Origin of the sequence: Methylobacterium brachiatum, assembly GCF_900113845.1 — a bacterium.
Classification (GTDB): Bacteria; Pseudomonadota; Alphaproteobacteria; order Rhizobiales; family Beijerinckiaceae; genus Methylobacterium; species Methylobacterium brachiatum.
In genome coordinates this window covers 39,473-55,236 of the sequence record NZ_FOQW01000015.1, presented here as the reverse complement: position 1 = coordinate 55,236, position 15,764 = coordinate 39,473, and the positions used below count along the sequence as shown (strand labels likewise).

The window sequence follows — 15,764 nt, the reverse complement described above, 5'->3', positions numbered from 1 at the left end:
GCTCGGCCGGCACGGCAGGCTCCCCGAACCGCACCGCTTCCGCGGGCGGCCATGTCCCAGAGTTCGATCAAGAGTGGAGCGTACCCGTGAGCGAGGATCCCGTCACCGCCCAGCGCCTCAAGCAGGGCCTGCCGGTCATCGTCGCGCTGGCTTCGACGCTCCTCGTCGTGTCGATCATGGCGGCCCTGTATCTCGGGCGCGAGATCCTGGTGCCGGTGACGCTGGCGATCCTGCTGAGCTTCGTCCTGGTGCCGGCGGTGCGGGTGCTCCGGCGGATCCGCGTGCCGCGGGCGGCGGCGGTCCTGCTAGTCGTCGTGATCGTGTTCGGCGCCCTGTTCGGGATCGGCAGCCTCATCGCCACCGAGGCGTCGCAGCTCGCCTCCGACCTGCCGCGCTACACCCAGGTGATGCGCACCAAGATCAAGGACCTGCGAGGCGCCACCGCGGGAGCCGGGACGCTGTCGCGGATGGTGGACATGGTCCAGGACCTGAGCGCCACGCTGCAGCCGCCCCCGGCCATCGAGGTCAAGGGCGAGCCGGGAACCCGCACGCACCCGCTCACCGTCGAGATCAGCCCCGCCCGGGCGAGCGTCGTCGAGACGTTTCAGACTTTCGCGGGCCCGATCCTGCACCCGCTGGCCACCACCGGGCTGATCCTGATCTTCACGATCTTCATCCTGCTCCAGCGCGAGGATTTGCGGAACCGGGCGATCCGGCTGGCGGGCGGCTCAGGGGACCTGCGCCGGGTCACGGCGGCGATCGACGACGCGACCAGCCGGCTCAGCCGGTTCTTCCTGGCCCAGCTCGCCCTCAACATCGCCTTCGGGGTGGTGATCGGGGTCGGCCTCTGGCTGATCGGCGTGCCGAGCCCGACGCTGTTCGGCGTGCTCGCCGCGATCCTACGCTTCGTCCCCTATATCGGCGCCGCGATCAGCGCCCTGCTGCCGCTGATCCTCGCCGCCGCGGTCGATCCCGGCTGGACCATGGTGATCGCCACCGCGGCCCTGTTCCTGGTGGTCGAGCCGATCGCCGGCCACGTGATCGAGCCGCTGCTCTACGGCCACTCGACCGGGCTGTCGCCGATCGCCGTGATCCTGGCGGCCACGATCTGGACCTTCCTGTGGGGGCCGATCGGCCTAGTGCTAGCCACCCCGCTCACCGTCTGCCTGGTCGTGCTCGGCCGGCATGTCGAGCGGCTCTGGTATCTCGACGTGCTGCTCGGCGACCGGCCGGCCCTGGCGCCGCCGGAGATCTTCTATCAGCGCATGCTCGCGGGCGACCCGGCCGAGGCGATCGACCAGGGCTGGCAGTTCCTCAAGGAGCGCGCCCTCGTCACCTATTACGATGAGGTGGCGCTTGCCGGCCTGCTGCTCGCGCAGGAGGACCTCTCGCGCGGCACCCTGGACCGCGCCCGCCAGGACGAGGTCGGCGCCGCGATCCGCACCGTGGTGGCGCGGCTCGGGACCGCGCCGGTGGCGCGGCGGACCTGGCGCGGATCGGCGCGCTCGCCCGACACCGAGACCGCCGCGGCTCTGGCGGCCATCGGTCCGGACCGGCAGGTGGCCGGCATCGTGCTCGCCCGCGAGGATCTGGCGCCGGCCTGGCGCAGCGAGACGCCGGTCCTGTGCGTGTCGAGCCGTGGCCCGTTCGACGAGGCGGCGACGCTGATGCTCAGCCAGATCCTGGCCCGGCACGGGCTCGCCTCGCAGACCCTGTCGATGGCCGCGATCCGCGCCGGCGAGCGGCCGGAGAAGCCGGAGGGCCTCGCGCTGATCTGCTTCTCCTATCTGGAGCCGGTCAGCCTGTCGCAGATCCGCTTCACCGTGCGGCAGGCCCGCGCAGCGGTGCCGGGCGTGCGCATCCTGGTGGGCTTCTGGCGCGAGCGCGACCCGGCCACCCTGGACCGCCTCCGCCGGGCGACCTCGGCGGATTTTCTGGTCACCTCGCTGAACGAGGCGCTCTCGGCAGTCCTCACCGCCTGCCGCGAGCCGGCGCCAACGCGGGTCGCCGCGGCGCCCGTGAAGGCCTTGCCCGGCCCGGCCCGGACGGCGGCGGCCTAGCCGGCCCACGACTGCGCTTCGCGCCGCAAGCGCGACATTGGCGCCGTCGACAACGTCGATGGGCCCCCTAGAGTCGCTGCCGGATGTCGGTCGCTAACCGACATCCGCTCCGTCCAAGTCCGAAAGAATCAAGACCGCGCGGCATGTCCGACTCTCCCGAAAAACCCCCGATCGGACCGAGCGCCGTGGTCCAGGACGGCGCGGCCAGCGACGTCTCCGACCGCACCAGCGACATCTTCTTCGCCGCGGTGGAAACCACCCGGATGCCGATGATCGTCACCGATCCGCGCCAGCCGGACAACCCGATCATCTTCGCCAACCGCGCGTTCCTGGCGATGACCGGCTACACGCCGGAGGAGCTCGTCGGGCGCAATTGCCGGTTCCTGCAGGGGCCCGAGACCGACCGCGAGACCGTCGACCAGATCCGCACGGCGATCGCCGAGAAGCGCGAATTCGCGACCGAGATCCTGAACTACCGCAAGAACGGCTCGAGCTTCTGGAACGCCCTGTTCGTCTCGCCGGTGTACAATTCGGCCGGCGAGCTGGTGTATTTCTTCGGCTCGCAGCTCGACGTCTCGCGCCGCCGCGACGCCGAGGAGGCGCTGGGCCAGGCGCAGAAGATGGAGGCGCTGGGCCAGCTGACCGGCGGCATCGCGCACGATTTCAACAACCTGCTGCAGGTGATCGTCGGCTATGTCGACATCCTGGCGTCCGGGCTGGAGAAGCCGGATGCCGACCGCGCCCGGCTGGGGCGCGCCACCGACAACATCCGCCAGGCGGCCGAGCGCGCGACGACGCTGACGCAGCAGCTCCTGGCCTTCGCCCGCAAGCAGCGGCTGGACGGGCGCGCGGTCAACCTGAACACGCTGATCGAGGGGATGCGCGAGATGGTCGCCCGCTCGGTGGGCGAAGTGGTGACGATCGAGCTAGATCTCGCCCAGGACCTCTGGAACTGCCGCGTCGACCCGACCCAGGCCGAGGTCGCGATCCTCAACGTGCTGATCAACGCCCGCGACGCGATGCCGGAGGGCGGCACCGTCCGGATCACCACCAAGAACACCGAGGTCGTGTCGAGCGGCGAGATCGGGCCGCTCCGCCCCGGCCGCTACGTCAGCATCGCCATCCAGGATACCGGCACCGGCATCCCGCCCGCCGTGCTCGCCCGGGTGATGGACCCGTTCTTCACCACCAAGGAGGAGGGCAAGGGCACCGGCCTCGGCCTGTCGATGGTCTACGGCTTCGCCAAGCAATCGGGGGGCGCCGCCCAGATCGAGTCCGCGGTCGGCACCGGCACGACCGTGCGCCTGTCCTTCCCGGCCACCGACGGCGACGCGCACGCCCCGACCAAGGTCTCGCACCGGGCGGTGGACCGCCAGGGCACCGAGACGATCCTGATCGTCGACGACCGCGAGGACGTGGCCGAGCTCGCTCGCACCATCCTGCGGGATTTCGGCTACACCACCCTGATGGCCGGCAATGCCCGGGAGGCGCTGGAGATCCTCGATTCCAGCGAGCGCATCGACCTGCTGTTCACCGACCTGATCATGCCCGGCGGCATGAACGGCGTGCTGCTCGCCCGGGAAGCGCGCCGCCGCCAACCCAAGCTCAAGGTCCTGCTCGCCACGGGCTACGCGGAGGCGAGTTTGGAGCGAACCGATATCGGCGGTTCGGAGTTTGACCTTCTCAACAAGCCTTACCGGCGCACGGAACTGGTCCGCCGCGTGCGGGCGATCCTCGACGGTCCGACCGGCGTAGGCTGAGCGTGAGGAGAGGCGCGATGGCGCAGGGAGACAAGGCGAAATACACCGACAAGCAGAAGCGCAAGGCCGAGCACATTGCCGAGTCCTACGAGGCGCGCGGCGTGCCGGAGAAGGAGGCGGAATCCCGCGCCTGGGCCACCGTCAACAAGGACGACGGCGGCGGCAAGAAGCCGGGCGGCTCGGGCCGCGGCAAGGATACGGGACACCCGGCGGCCCACAAGGGCGGCGCCACCGGCGGCAAGGCTGCCGCCAGCCGGACACCGGAACAGCGCTCGGCCTCGGCCAAGAAGGCCGCCGCGACGCGCAAGGCGAATGCCGCGGCGAGCGCGTGATGGGCTGAAGTGAGCCGAAGGGTCAGCGGCTCATTCTCAATGTCTGGAACCAGCCAAACCAGGCACGAAATTGCTTGACGGATTTGTACCGTATACGGCACTATGTACCGCGTACGGTACGGCCCGTCGGTGACGCAGAAAAAAGTTCCCGCTTCATTCTACAGGACGACCATTGGCACCGAACCGGTGCGAGACTGGATCCTTGGCCTGTCGGCTGAAGACCGGACGATTGTCGGTACTGACATCGCGATCGTCGAGTTCGGCTGGCCTGTCGGAATGCCGACCTGCAAATCGCTCGGCAATGGGCTTTGGGAGGTCCGCAGCGATCTGACCGGCGGGAAGATTGGGCGAGTCATCTTCGTCATGCATCAGGGTCAGATGGTCCTACTGCACGGGTTCGTGAAGAAGACGCAGAAGACCCCGTTGTCCGACATCCGTATCGCCACCAAGCGCCAGAAAGAGCTTTAGCGATGAGCGAACGCATCGGATCTTCTTTTGAGAGCTTCCTCAACGAAACGGGAATCAAGGAAGACATCTACGCGGCGGCAACCAAGCGTGTTCTGGCATGGCAGATCGAGCAGGCCATGGAAGCGCAGAACATGTCCAAAACGCAGATGGCGAAGAAGATGAAAACCAGCCGTAGCCAGCTCGACCGGCTGCTCGATCCAACCAATATGGCTGTTCAGATTGATACCATACAAAAAGCGGCAGAGGCTGTTGGACGAAAGCTGGTGATCGAGCTGCGCGAACCGGCGTCGGTCTAAATCTTTCTGCAAGCGGCTGGAAACAGACAGCCCCCCCGCGCCGGATCTCAACCCGATCCCTCAGCTTTCATTTTGCCGCTCCGCGAGCTTGACCAGCGTGTGCAGCATCCGGTTCGCCGGCGTCGGAATGCCCAGCGCCGCGCCTCTCCGCACCACATAGCCGTTGAGGTGGTCGATCTCGCTGGGCCGGCCCCGGGCTAGGTCCTGGGCCGTGGAGGAGCGCTGGTCGGCCATGCTGGTGCTGAGGGCGAGCACCGTGTCGCGGATGTCGTCGGGCACCGACACACCCGAGGCGTTCGCCACCGCGACGCATTCCTGCACCACGTCGGTCATCGCGGCGATCACGCCCTCGCCCTGCACCAGGCGGCCGTAGGGCAGCTGGGTCAGGGCCGAGAGGGCGTTGTAGGCGCAGTTCAGGATCAGCTTGCCCCAGAGGGCGTCCAGCGCGCGTTCCGAGACCGTGGTCGGGATCCCGGCCGCGCCGAACGCAACGGCAATCGTTTCACTCGCTTTCGAGGCGCCGAGCACCAGGTCGCCCCTTCCGTTGTGGCGGACGCAGCCCGGCCCGACCATTTCGGTGGCGACGTAGACCGCCACGGGCACCACGGGCCGCCCCAGCACGGCGCCCAGGCGCTCAGCATTGTCGACGCCGTTCTGGAGGCTGAGGATCGTGGCCGCGGGGCTGAGATGTGAGGCGATCGTCGCCCCGGCCGCTTCCGTATCGCCGGACTTGACGCAGACCAGAACCAGATCGGCGCCCGTGACGCCCGCGCCGGACGCGGTCGCCTCAACCGGGACAATCTCGCGCCCGGCCTCGCTCTCCAGCACCAGCCCGCCGGACCGGACCGCCTCGACCAGGGCCGGGCGGCCGATCAGCGTCACCGCGTGGCCGGCGCGGGCCAGCAGGAAGCCGTAATAGCAGCCGACCGCGCCGGCCCCGAGGATGGCGACCTTCATCGGGCCGAAGCCGCGGCGCGCTCGGGATGGAACGGGGCGGCGCCCACCGCGCTCGTCCGGACGTGGTCGAGCAGGGCCTCGACCGGGTGGCGCAGCCGCACGCCGTCGACGAGCTTGACCTGCGACCGGCAGGAATAGCCGTCCGCCAGCAGGGTGCCGACGGGGGCGTCGGCCACGTGGCGGGCCCAGCTCAAGCCGTAGATCGCCTCGGAGGTGGCGCGGTTGCGCGTCTCGTGGCCGTAGGTCCCGGCCATGCCGCAGCAGCCCGCGGCCGGCACGTCGAGCCGCAGCCCGAGATGGGTGAACACGGCCTGCCAGTCGCGCACCGCGCCGGGGGCGTTGGTGCGCTCGGTGCAATGGGGCAGCAGCCGCAGGGTCGCCCCGCCGTGACGGGGCGCGATCCGGTCGAGTTGCGTGGCGAGCCATTCCTGCAGGATCTGGACCTTGGGCAGGTCGCCGCCGCCCAGCGCCTGGGCGTATTCGGACCGGTAGGTCAGCGTCATCGAGGGGTCGAGGCCGACGAGCGGCACCCCCGAGCGGGCAAGCGCCCGCAGCATCGCGGCGTTGGAGCGCGCCACCGCGGCGAAGCGGGCCAGGAAGCCGTGCACATGCAGCGGCTTGCCGTTCGGGCGGTAGGGCGCGAGCCAGGGCCGGAAGCCGAGCGCGATCAGAAGCGCGCAGGCATCCACCACCAGGGTCGCCTCGAAATGGCTGGTGAAGGCGTCCTGCACCAGCAGCACCGCGCGCTCCCGCTCGGCCGGGGCGAGCCGGGCCAGCGCCTCCGGGGTCGCGGTGGCGACGCCGAGACCGGCGAGTCGCGCTGTGAGATCGACGGAGGAGAGGGCCGGGATCCCGACCAGGCCGGCCTTGGCCAGTAGCTTCCGGGCGAGCGGGTTGGCCAGGGCCGCGTTGCTCAGGCGCGGCATCCGGGCCGCCAGCGGCAGCAGCGGCTCGAGCGCCGCCACCAGATGGTCCTTCAGGGGCCGGGCGTAGCGGGCGTGATAGAGCGCCAGAAACTTGGCCCGGAAGGTCGGCACGTCGACCTTGATCGGGCAGGAGCCCGTGCAGGACTTGCAGGCGAGGCAGCCGTCCATCGCCTCCTTCACGGCGTGCGAGAAGTCGCCGTCGTCGGAGCCACGCCGGAAACCGCTCCGCACAGTCGCAAAAACATCGGGCAGCCAGCCGGCGCGCTGGCGCTTCAGCTCCGCGGCCGGGTCGATCCCCGCCTGGGCGGCCAGGCGCAGCCACTCGCGCATCAGCGAGGCGCGGCCCTTCGGCGAGTGCCGCCGCTCCCGGGTCGCCTTCCAAGACGGGCACATCGCCTCGTCCGCGTCGAAGCTGAAGCAGGCGCCGTTGCCGTTGCAGTGCAGGGCTTCGTCGAAATCCTGCCGGACCGGCGGCGGGATCGTGCGGTCCTGCTCGCCCCGGCGGGGGACCCCGTCGATCCGGGTGAGCGCGCCGCCCCGGGCCGAGGCGATCTTGCCCGGGTTCATCCGGTCGCCCGGGTCGAAGGCGCGCTTGACCGCCTCCAGCGCCGGCATCAGCGGCCCGAAGGTCGCGGGCACGAATTCGGAGCGGAACCCCTTGCCGTGCTCGCCCCAGAGCAGGCCGCCATACTTGGCGGTGAGCGCGACCACGCCTTCGGTCACCTCGCGGATCAGGGCGTTCTGGTTCGGGTCCTTCAGGTCGATCGCCGGGCGGACATGCAGCACGCCGGCATCGACATGGCCGAACATGCCGTAGCGCAGGCCCTTGGCGTCGAGCAGCGCCCGGAACTCGGCGATGAAGTCGGCGAGCCGCTCCGGCGGAACCGCGGTATCCTCGACGAACGGGATCGGGCGCGCGTCGCCCTTGGCGGCGCCGAGCAGGCCCACCGCCTTCTTGCGCATCGTCCAGAGTTTCTCGATCGCCGCGCCGCGGGCGATGGTGAAGCCCAGACGCTTGGTCTCCGTGCCGCGCTCGGCCTCCAGCATGGCGGTGAGCCGCGCCAGGGCGGCGTCCACGGCCTGCGCGTCGTCGCCGACGAACTCCACGAGGTTGATGCCGTGGACCGTCCGACCGCCGGGATCGTCCGGGAAGAAGGCCTGCACCTCGGCCCAGATCGGGTCCTGGCGGGCGAGCCCCAGCACGGTGGAATCGATGGTCTCCACGGAGGCCGCGCCGAAGGGCAGCAGGGCCTGGGCGTCGCGGAGCGCGGCATCGAAATCCACGTAGGAGAGCGCCACCAGCACCGAGGCCTTCGGGATCGGCAGCACGTTGAGCCGCGCCTCGGCGATCAGCGCCAGGGTGCCCTCCGAGCCGCAGATCACGCTCTTGAGGTCGAAGCGCCCCGACGCGTCGCGCAGATGGGCCAAGTCGTAGCCGGTGAGGCAGCGGTTGAGCTTGGGGAAGCGCTCGGCGATCAGCGCCGCGTTCTCGGTGACGACGGTGTCGATGGTGCGGTGGATCTCGCCGACCCGGTCGTTGCGCGCCTTGGCGGCTGCGAGCCCGGCCTCGTCCAGCGGCTCGGCTTCCCAGACCGTGCCGTCGGCGAGCACGCAGGTCAGCGCCAGGACGTGGTCGCGGGTCTTGCCGTAGAGGCAGGAGCCCTGCCCGCAGGCGTCGGTGGAGATCATGCCGCCGATGGTGGCGCGGTTCGAGGTCGAGAGCTCGGGGGCGAAGAACAGGCCGTGGGCGGCGAGCGCCCGGTTGAGCTGGTCCTTCACCACCCCGGGCTCGACCCGGACGGTGCGGCGCGCGACGTCGATCTCCAGGATGCGGTTCATGTGCCGCGAGGTGTCGACCACGAGGCCGTGGCCGAGCGACTGGCCGTTGGTGCCGGTCGCCCCGCCGCGCGGGCGGATCACGATCTCGGTGAAGCGCGGGTCGTCCAGCAGCTTGGCGATCCGCACGAGGTCGTCGCGCGAGCGCGGGAAGGCCACAGCCCCGGGCTCGACCTGATAGATCGAGTTGTCGGTGGAGAAGACCGTCCGATCGGCGGCCGATATCGTCAGGTCGCCCTCGAAGCCGCGCAGGCGCAGCTCTGCGATCGCCGCCTCGTAGAGCGGCACGGCCTCGGTTTGGCGGGTCAGGACCGGGATCATGGAAGCGTTCTACACTGGGCGGCTCACGAGGGAAGGTCCGCGATTATGTCGCGCCGCCCCGATGGGTGCTGGCACCGCGCTTGCGCCGGCGGGCGCGAATGCGGAGCGGATGCCCATGAACGCGAGCGTCGAACGGGTCCGGGATGCCCTGGCCGAACTGATCAAGGCGGCCCTCATCTCCGACGACGGCAAGAGCCTCGCCTGCCGCGCGGCCGGGCGGGACAAGCTCGCCGCGCTGGCGGCAGACCCGCCGGCGGCCGGGAGCCTGCGCATGGACGGCGCCTGGACGCTGGCGATCCAGCAGGCGGAGACGCCGGAGCTGGCGCCCGAGGAGGGCCAGGTGAACCTGACGCTGCCGCGCGCCTGCCCGTTCACCCTCGACGAGATCCTGGATCCCGGCCTCGACCTGGATCTCGCGGTCGATCGCATCCGGAAGTCCGCCTCAACAGGTTGATCGCGCCTGTTGAGGACGCGCGTGCCGCCGTTGCCGCGGACCGACCGGAACCCCATCTTGGGATGACAAGACCGAATCAGCGGTCCGGCGCCCGATTTCGGGCGCACATCGTTTTCGAGAACTGTCCGGCACCACCTTTTGGCACGACGCATCAGCGCAGAGGCGGCCGAGCCCGCCGCTCCCCCGCCCTTCCCCACCCGCGAGCAGATCCTCGCCTTCGTGGCGGAGGCGACCGAACCCGTCGGCAAGCGGGAGATCGCCAAGGCGTTCGGCATCAAGGGTGCCGCCAAGATCGACCTGAAGCGGATCCTCAAGGAGATCGAGGAGGACGGCGCCGTCGATCGCGGGCGCGGCGGGCTCGCGACCGCGGGCCGCCTGCCGCCGGTGGTGCTGACCGATATCCGCAGCCGCGACCGGCACGGCGATTTCCTCGCGATCCCGGTGGAATGGACCGGCACCGGCAAGCCGCCATCCATCGTGCTCACGCAGGGCCGCGGCCCCCGCAAGGGCAGCCGGCCGGCCGCCGGGATCGGCGACCGCGCCCTGGTCCGCGTCGAGCGCGACGCCGACGGCGGCTATACCGGCCGGGTCATCAAGGTCATTGGGAAGAACAAGGCCGAGATCATCGGCGTCTACCGCGCCGGCGCGCAGGGCGGCCGGATCGTGCCCGTGGAGAAGCGCTCGCAGGGCCGCGAGATCCTGATTCCGCCCGGCGAGGAGGGCCAGGCCCGGGACGGTGACCTCGTCAGCGTGTCGCTGGAGCGCGAGACCCGCTTCGGCCTGCCGCGGGGCCGGGTCCGGGAGCGGCTCGGGTCGCTCGGCTCCGAGAAGGCCGTGAGCCTGATCGCGCTCCACCTGCACAACATCCCGCACGTCTTCTCCGACGCGACCCTGGCCGAGGCCGACCAGGCGGAGCCGGCCTCGCTGGCGGGCCGCGAGGATTGGCGCGACCGGCCGCTGCTGACCATCGACCCGCCGGACGCCAAGGACCACGACGACGCCGTGATGGCGGAGCACGATCCCGACCCGGCCAATCCGGGCGGCTTCATCCTCACCGTCGCCATCGCGGATGTGGCGGCCTATGTCCGCCCCGGCTCGAGCCTCGACCGCGAGGCTTTGGAGCGGGGCAACTCGGTCTACTTTCCCGACCGCGTCGTGCCGATGCTGCCGGAGCGGATCTCGAACGATCTCTGCTCCCTGCGCGAAGGCGAGGACCGCCCGGCCATTGCGGTCCGGATGGTGATCACCGCCGACGGCGAGAAGCGCCGCCACACGTTCCACCGGGTGATGATGCGCTCGCGCGCCAAGCTCGCCTACGCGCAGGCGCAAGCCGCCATCGACGGCCAGCCGGACGCCGCCACGGGGCCGTTGCTCGAGCCGGCACTTCGCCCGCTCTGGACGGCCTATGCCGCCCTGCGCGCGGCGCGCGATCGCCGCGGCCCGCTCGCCCTCGACCTACCCGAGCGCAAGGTTCTGCTGTCGCCCGAGGGCGCGGTCGACCGGGTGATCGTGCCGGAGCGCCTCGACGCGCACCGGCTGATCGAAGAGTTCATGATCCAGGCCAACGTGGCCGCCGCCGAGACCCTGGAGGCGGCCAAGCAGGCGCTGATCTACCGGGTCCACGATGAGCCGGCGCAGGAGAAGATGCAGGCTCTGGGCGAGGTCCTGGCCTCGGTCGGGATCAAGCTGCCCAAGGAGGGCGCGCTGCGCCCCGCCTTGTTCAACCGCATTCTCGGCTCGGTGGCGGGCAGCGAGCACGCGACCTTCATCAACGAGGTGGTGCTGCGCTCCCAGGCGCAGGCCATCTACGCCGCGGAGAATCTCGGCCATTTTGGGCTGAACCTGCGCCGCTACGCGCATTTCACCTCACCGATCCGCCGCTACGCCGACCTGATCGTCCACCGGGCGCTGATCACCGCCTGCCGTCTCGGCTCCGACGGCCTGCCGGCGGCGGTGTCCCTGGGCGAGCTCGCCCAGATCGGCGAGCAGATCTCGGCGGCCGAACGCCGCGCCATGGCGGCCGAGCGCGAGACCATCGACCGGCTGATCGCCCACCATCTGGTCGACCGGATCGGCGCGACCTTCGCGGGCCAGATCGCGGGCGTCACCCGGTCGGGCCTATTCATCAAGCTCGACGAGACCGGGGCGGACGGGTTCGTGCCGATCTCGCAGCTCGGCGCCGACTATTTCCGCCACGAGGAGGCCCGCCACGCCCTGGTGGGCGAGCGCAGCGGCGAGACCTTCCGGCTCGGCGACCGGGTCGAGGTCCGTCTGGTGGAGGCCGCCCCGGTGGCCGGCGCGCTGCGCTTCGAGTTGCTCAGCGAGGGCAAGACCCGCACCGGGTCCGGCAAGGATAGCGGCGGCCGGAAGCCCGGCGGCCGCCCGTTCAAGGCCGCGCCGTCGGGTCGTCCGCCCGGCATCCGCAACTCCGGTACGCGCCATCGCGGCTCGCGCCGGTGACCCGGCCGGTGTAGACCCTAAACATGGCCACCGACGCGATTCCCGTGCGCACCCGCCTGATCCCCGCGATGGCGCGCGGCTTCATCGGCCGCTGCCCCCATTGCGGCCAGGGCCGGATCTTCGGGCGCTTCCTCAAGGTGCGCCCGGAATGCGACGTCTGCGGCCTGGAGCTGCACCATCACCGGGCCGACGACCTGCCCCCCTACGTGGTGATCTTCATCGTCGCCCACGTGGTCGGCTACCTGATCCTGGAGACCGAGAGCGCCTACGACGTCCCCCTCTGGGTCGAGATGGGCGTCTGGCCGGTCTTCACGCTCCTGTTCGCCCTCGTCCTGCTCCAGCCGGTCAAGGGGGCCGTCGTCGGGCTGCAATACGCCCTTGGCATGCACGGCTTCGCCACGTTACCGCGGGGCGGCCCCGTCTCGGGGCTGAAGGAGACACGCCTTGCCGCAGCCGGAGCCGCAGCAGGAATCCGAGATCCCGACCAGCCCTGAGCCGAAGCCTTCCCCGGCGCGCCTGCGCCCGCGGGATGCCGCGACCCTGATCGTGCTCGACCGGCGCGGCAAAGGCGGCCCCAAGGTCCTGATGGGCCGCCGCAACCCGCGGCTCGCCTTCATGCCGGGGCAGTTCGTGTTCCCGGGCGGCCGGATCGAGGTCGGCGACCGCCACATGCCGGTGGCCGGCGCCCTGCCCGACTATGCCGAGGCCGCGCTGACCCGCCAGGTCTCCCGGCCGCCGCACCATCTCGGCCGGGCGCTGGCACTCGCCGCCATCCGGGAGACCTACGAGGAGACCGGCCTGCTGCTCGGCACGCGCGAGCACGGCGCTCCCGAGACCGCCCCGGCGGGCTGGGAAGCCTTCGCCCGCCATGAGATCCTGCCGGACCTCGAGGCGCTGCACCTCGTGGCCCGGGCGATCACCCCGCCCAAGCGCGTGCGCCGGTTCGACACGCGGTTCTTCGCCGTGGACCGCCGGATGGTCGCGGCCGAGGAGCTGGGCCGGGTGAGCCCGGATTCCGAGTTCACCGAGCTCGCCTGGGTCCGCCTCGATGCGGCGCGCAAGCTCGACCTGCCGTTCATCACCCGGGCCATCCTGGACGATCTCGAGGCGCAGATCGCCGTCGACTTCGCGCCATACCGGATGATCCCCTTCCACTACGAGCGCTACGGCCGCCGCGAACGAGTTGCGTTGTGAATGTTTCCGAGAGGCCGGACCGGATCGTCGCGGGAAGCGGGATCGGGCCGGACACCGTGGCGGCGATCACCGCCGCCATCGCCTGCGTCACCGTGGTCGGGATCGGGCTGAGCCTGTCGATCCCGCTCCTGTCGATCGAGCTTGAGCGGCGCGGCGCGTCCAGCACCCTGATCGGGCTCAACACCGCGGTCGCCGGCATCGCCAGCATCTGCACGGTGCCGTTCGTGCCGCGGCTCGCCGCGCGGATCGGCGTCGCGCGGCTGCTCTGCCTGGCGCTGGTCGTGGGGGCGGTGAGCCTGGCGGCCTTCCCGATCCTTCCGGGCATCGCCCTCTGGTTCCCGCTGCGCTTCGTGTTCTCGGCGACGCTGGGCGCGCTATTCGTGCTGTCCGAGTACTGGATCAACGCCGCCGCCCCGCCGGAGCGCCGCGGCCTGGTGATGGGCATCTACGCCACCGTGCTGGCGGCGGGCTTCGCGGTCGGCCCGGCCCTTCTGGCGCTGGTCGGGACCGAGGGCCTGGCGCCCTACCTGACCGGCGCCGGCCTGATGCTGGCCGGCGGCCTGCCGATCGTCCTCGCCCGGGGGCTCTCGCCCACGATCGCGCACGGCTCCGGCCGCAGCATCCTGGCCTATCTGCGCTTCGCCCCCGGGGCGCTGCTCGCCGCCCTCGCCTACGGGGCGGTGGAGACCGGGATCTTCGCGATCCTGCCGCTCTACGGCCTGCGCCTCGGCTACGACGCGCAGGGCGCGGCCGGCCTCGTCAGCCTGATCGCGCTCGGCAACGTGCTGTTCCAGATCCCGTTCGGCTGGCTCGCCGACCGCTTCGACCGGCGCGCCGTGCTGCTCGTGGCGAGCCTCGGCGGTGCTGCCGGCTCCGCCCTGATCCCGCTGGCTTCGGGATCGCCGGTGGCCCTCGGCCTCGTCCTGTTCGCCTGGGGCGGCATCGCCGGCACGCTCTACACGGTCGGCCTGACCACCCTGGGCGACCGGGTGCCGGCCACGGATCTCGCCGGCGCCAACGCGGCCTTCGTGGTGCTGTACAATGTCGGCCTGATGCTGGGACCGCCCCTGATCGGCGGCGGCCTCGACCTGGTGCCGCCGCACGGCTTCGCCTGGGCGCTGCTCGCGCTGTTCCTCGCCTTCTCCGTGAGCCTCGTCACGATGGAGCGCGCGGGCGTCCGGTCTTGACCTGAACCGCCCGATCGGGCATTGACCCGCCCGTATTCGGCCGGGCTTTCCCGGCCATTTGCGTTTCGCTCACGCGGAATGCCGCACCCTGCAGGAGCGCCGCGCCATGGCCAAGGCCGTCACCGTCAAGATCAAGCTCATGTCCACCGCCGACACCGGCTACTTCTACGTCACCAAGAAGAACTCCCGCACGCAGACCGAGAAGCTGACGATGCGCAAGTACGACCCGGTGGCGCGCAAGCACGTCGAGTTCAAGGAAACCAAGATCAAGTAAAGGTTCGCGGCCGCCCTCAGGCCTCAGCCGATCCGACAAGCCGCTCCGGGAACGGGGCGGCTTTTTCTATGCGCGGATGGATCGGAGGGCGGCTTCAGACCAGCGTCGCACCTTACGGGGGCGCCCAGGGTCCGGCTTCGGCCGATTCGGGCGGCGGAGCGCGCGATGTCGAGAATGCTGCTGATGGCGCTGACCGTTCTGGCGATCCTGGCGGCGCGCTGCGTCCTGAAGCTGCCGCTCCTGCCCTATCGCGCTGCCCGCTTCCTGCTGCGGGGCCTCTCGGTACCGGCCTGAGCGACCCTCACGGGCCGGGCATCGCCCCGGCGAGGTCCGGGTCCAGCGTCCGTGCCAGGGTCCGGGCGATGGCGACGAGCGCGGTCACCATCGGGGTCGAGGGCTCGCGGCGCGGGGCGACGAGGCCGATCGTGTGCTCCAGGTCCGGGGCGGTGATCGGGATCGCCCGCACCCCCGCCATCGGCCCGAGGGCGTCGACCAGGATCTCCGGCATGATCGAGGCCCAGCGCAGGGTGCGCACATGGGTCATGAGCACGATCATCGAGTTCGATTCGAGGGTCGCGGCCGGCTCGGCGCCCGACTCGCGGATCTGCTGGTCGATGATCCGCCGGTTCTGCATGTTCGGGGTCAGCAGGCAGAGCGGCAATTGCCCGGTCTCGGCCCAGGTGACGCTGGCGCGGCCGTCGAACGGGCCGCCATCGGCCGTGACCAGCCGGTAGCGCTCCCGGTAGAGCGGCACGGACACGACCCTGCCCAGGGGCTCGTTGTCGAGATAGGTCAGCCCGGCATCGGCCTCGAGATTCTCGATCAGCGAGAAGATGTCGGTGGAGGCGGCGGATTCGACCGTGAGCCGCACGTCCGGGTGGCGCTCGCGATAGGGGGTCGTGAGGTCCACGATCATCGGCAGGGCCGTGGGGATCGCGGCGATGCGCAGGTGCCCGGTCAGGCCGCGGCGCAGGCCGGTGACCTCCTCGTGCATCGCCCGCGCGTCGGCCACGATCCGGCGCGCCCAGGCCAGGACCCGCTCACCCTCCGGGGTGAAGCCCTGGAAGCGCGAGCCGCGCAGCACGAGCTGCACGCCGAAGCGGTTCTCCAGCTGCTTCACGCCGGCCGAGAGGGTCTGCTGCGTCACCCCGCAGGTCTCGGCCGCGTGGCCGAAATGCTGCTCGCGGGCGAGCGCGAGCAGGAAATCCAGCTTGTCGATCACGGGGGCATTCCGAACGA

15 protein-coding genes are annotated in these 15,764 nt (G+C 70.8%); 12 read left to right on the top strand and 3 right to left on the bottom strand.

What is annotated here, in order from left to right; all coding sequences use genetic code 11:
* Positions 1 to 86: 86 nt before the first annotated feature.
* The 5 genes from BMZ47_RS19840 to BMZ47_RS19820 all read left to right on the top strand — a co-directional run bounded on the left by BMZ47_RS19840 (position 87) and on the right by BMZ47_RS19820 (position 4,916).
* Positions 87 to 2,060 carry an AI-2E family transporter gene (locus tag BMZ47_RS19840; RefSeq protein ID WP_007565723.1) on the top strand — a complete coding sequence of 658 codons (1,974 nt, stop codon included), beginning with the start codon at positions 87 to 89 and terminating at the stop codon, positions 2,058 to 2,060.
* 143 nt (positions 2,061 to 2,203) lie between these two features.
* Positions 2,204 to 3,820: a hybrid sensor histidine kinase/response regulator gene (locus BMZ47_RS19835; RefSeq protein WP_091863900.1), complete on the top strand. Its 1,617-nt coding sequence runs from the start codon at positions 2,204 to 2,206 to the stop codon at positions 3,818 to 3,820.
* 17 nt (positions 3,821 to 3,837) lie between these two features.
* On the top strand, positions 3,838 to 4,152 hold the full coding sequence (locus BMZ47_RS19830; RefSeq protein ID WP_091863899.1) for a plasmid stabilization protein: 315 nt from the start codon (positions 3,838 to 3,840) through the stop codon (positions 4,150 to 4,152).
* Positions 4,153 to 4,281: 129 nt separating this feature from the next.
* A complete protein-coding gene (locus BMZ47_RS19825) occupies positions 4,282 to 4,620 on the top strand; it encodes a type II toxin-antitoxin system RelE/ParE family toxin (RefSeq protein ID WP_091863960.1) in 339 nt (112 codons plus the stop codon).
* Positions 4,621 to 4,622: 2 nt separating this feature from the next.
* Positions 4,623 to 4,916, top strand: coding sequence for a helix-turn-helix domain-containing protein (locus tag BMZ47_RS19820; protein WP_091863898.1), 294 nt, complete (start codon positions 4,623 to 4,625; stop codon positions 4,914 to 4,916).
* Positions 4,917 to 4,976: 60 nt separating this feature from the next.
* Here BMZ47_RS19820 and BMZ47_RS19815 read toward each other — a convergent pair whose 3' ends face one another.
* Together BMZ47_RS19815 and ydiJ are read right to left on the bottom strand one after the other, a co-directional pair.
* Positions 4,977 to 5,873, bottom strand: a complete 897-nt coding sequence (locus tag BMZ47_RS19815; RefSeq protein WP_091863897.1) for a ketopantoate reductase family protein — start codon at positions 5,871 to 5,873, stop codon at positions 4,977 to 4,979.
* Positions 5,870 to 8,956, bottom strand: a complete 3,087-nt coding sequence (gene ydiJ, locus BMZ47_RS19810; protein WP_091863896.1) for a D-2-hydroxyglutarate dehydrogenase YdiJ — start codon at positions 8,954 to 8,956, stop codon at positions 5,870 to 5,872. The genes BMZ47_RS19815 and ydiJ overlap by 4 nt, the downstream gene beginning before the upstream one ends.
* A gap of 115 nt (positions 8,957 to 9,071) precedes the next feature.
* Between ydiJ and BMZ47_RS19805 the strand changes: the two genes are divergently transcribed.
* The 7 genes from BMZ47_RS19805 to BMZ47_RS29185 all read left to right on the top strand — a co-directional run bounded on the left by BMZ47_RS19805 (position 9,072) and on the right by BMZ47_RS29185 (position 14,819).
* Entirely contained in the window at positions 9,072 to 9,410 is a 339-nt protein-coding gene (locus BMZ47_RS19805; protein ID WP_091863895.1) for a hypothetical protein, read from the top strand.
* A gap of 138 nt (positions 9,411 to 9,548) precedes the next feature.
* On the top strand, positions 9,549 to 11,870 hold the full coding sequence (gene rnr, locus BMZ47_RS19800) for a ribonuclease R (protein WP_091863894.1): 2,322 nt from the start codon (positions 9,549 to 9,551) through the stop codon (positions 11,868 to 11,870).
* Positions 11,871 to 11,893: 23 nt separating this feature from the next.
* Positions 11,894 to 12,364 (top strand): DUF983 domain-containing protein, encoded by a 471-nt coding sequence (locus tag BMZ47_RS19795; RefSeq protein ID WP_091863893.1) that lies wholly within the window; start codon positions 11,894 to 11,896, stop codon positions 12,362 to 12,364.
* The gene (locus tag BMZ47_RS19790) at positions 12,315 to 13,064 is read left to right on the top strand and encodes an NUDIX hydrolase (RefSeq protein ID WP_208601074.1); all 750 of its coding nucleotides are present in this window, start codon (positions 12,315 to 12,317) and stop codon (positions 13,062 to 13,064) included. Before BMZ47_RS19795 ends, BMZ47_RS19790 begins: the two co-directional genes overlap by 50 nt.
* Positions 13,061 to 14,251, top strand: coding sequence for an MFS transporter (locus BMZ47_RS19785; protein ID WP_244536880.1), 1,191 nt, complete (start codon positions 13,061 to 13,063; stop codon positions 14,249 to 14,251). The genes BMZ47_RS19790 and BMZ47_RS19785 overlap by 4 nt, the downstream gene beginning before the upstream one ends.
* A 106-nt stretch (positions 14,252 to 14,357) precedes the next feature.
* Entirely contained in the window at positions 14,358 to 14,525 is a 168-nt protein-coding gene (gene rpmG, locus BMZ47_RS19780) for a 50S ribosomal protein L33 (protein ID WP_091863892.1), read from the top strand.
* 165 nt (positions 14,526 to 14,690) lie between these two features.
* Positions 14,691 to 14,819, top strand: a complete 129-nt coding sequence (locus BMZ47_RS29185) for a hypothetical protein (protein ID WP_007565749.1) — start codon at positions 14,691 to 14,693, stop codon at positions 14,817 to 14,819.
* 7 nt (positions 14,820 to 14,826) lie between these two features.
* On the opposite strand, the gene BMZ47_RS19775 is transcribed toward BMZ47_RS29185, so the two are convergent.
* The gene (locus BMZ47_RS19775) at positions 14,827 to 15,747 is read right to left on the bottom strand and encodes a LysR family transcriptional regulator (RefSeq protein ID WP_091863891.1); all 921 of its coding nucleotides are present in this window, start codon (positions 15,745 to 15,747) and stop codon (positions 14,827 to 14,829) included.
* Positions 15,748 to 15,764 lie beyond the last annotated feature (17 nt).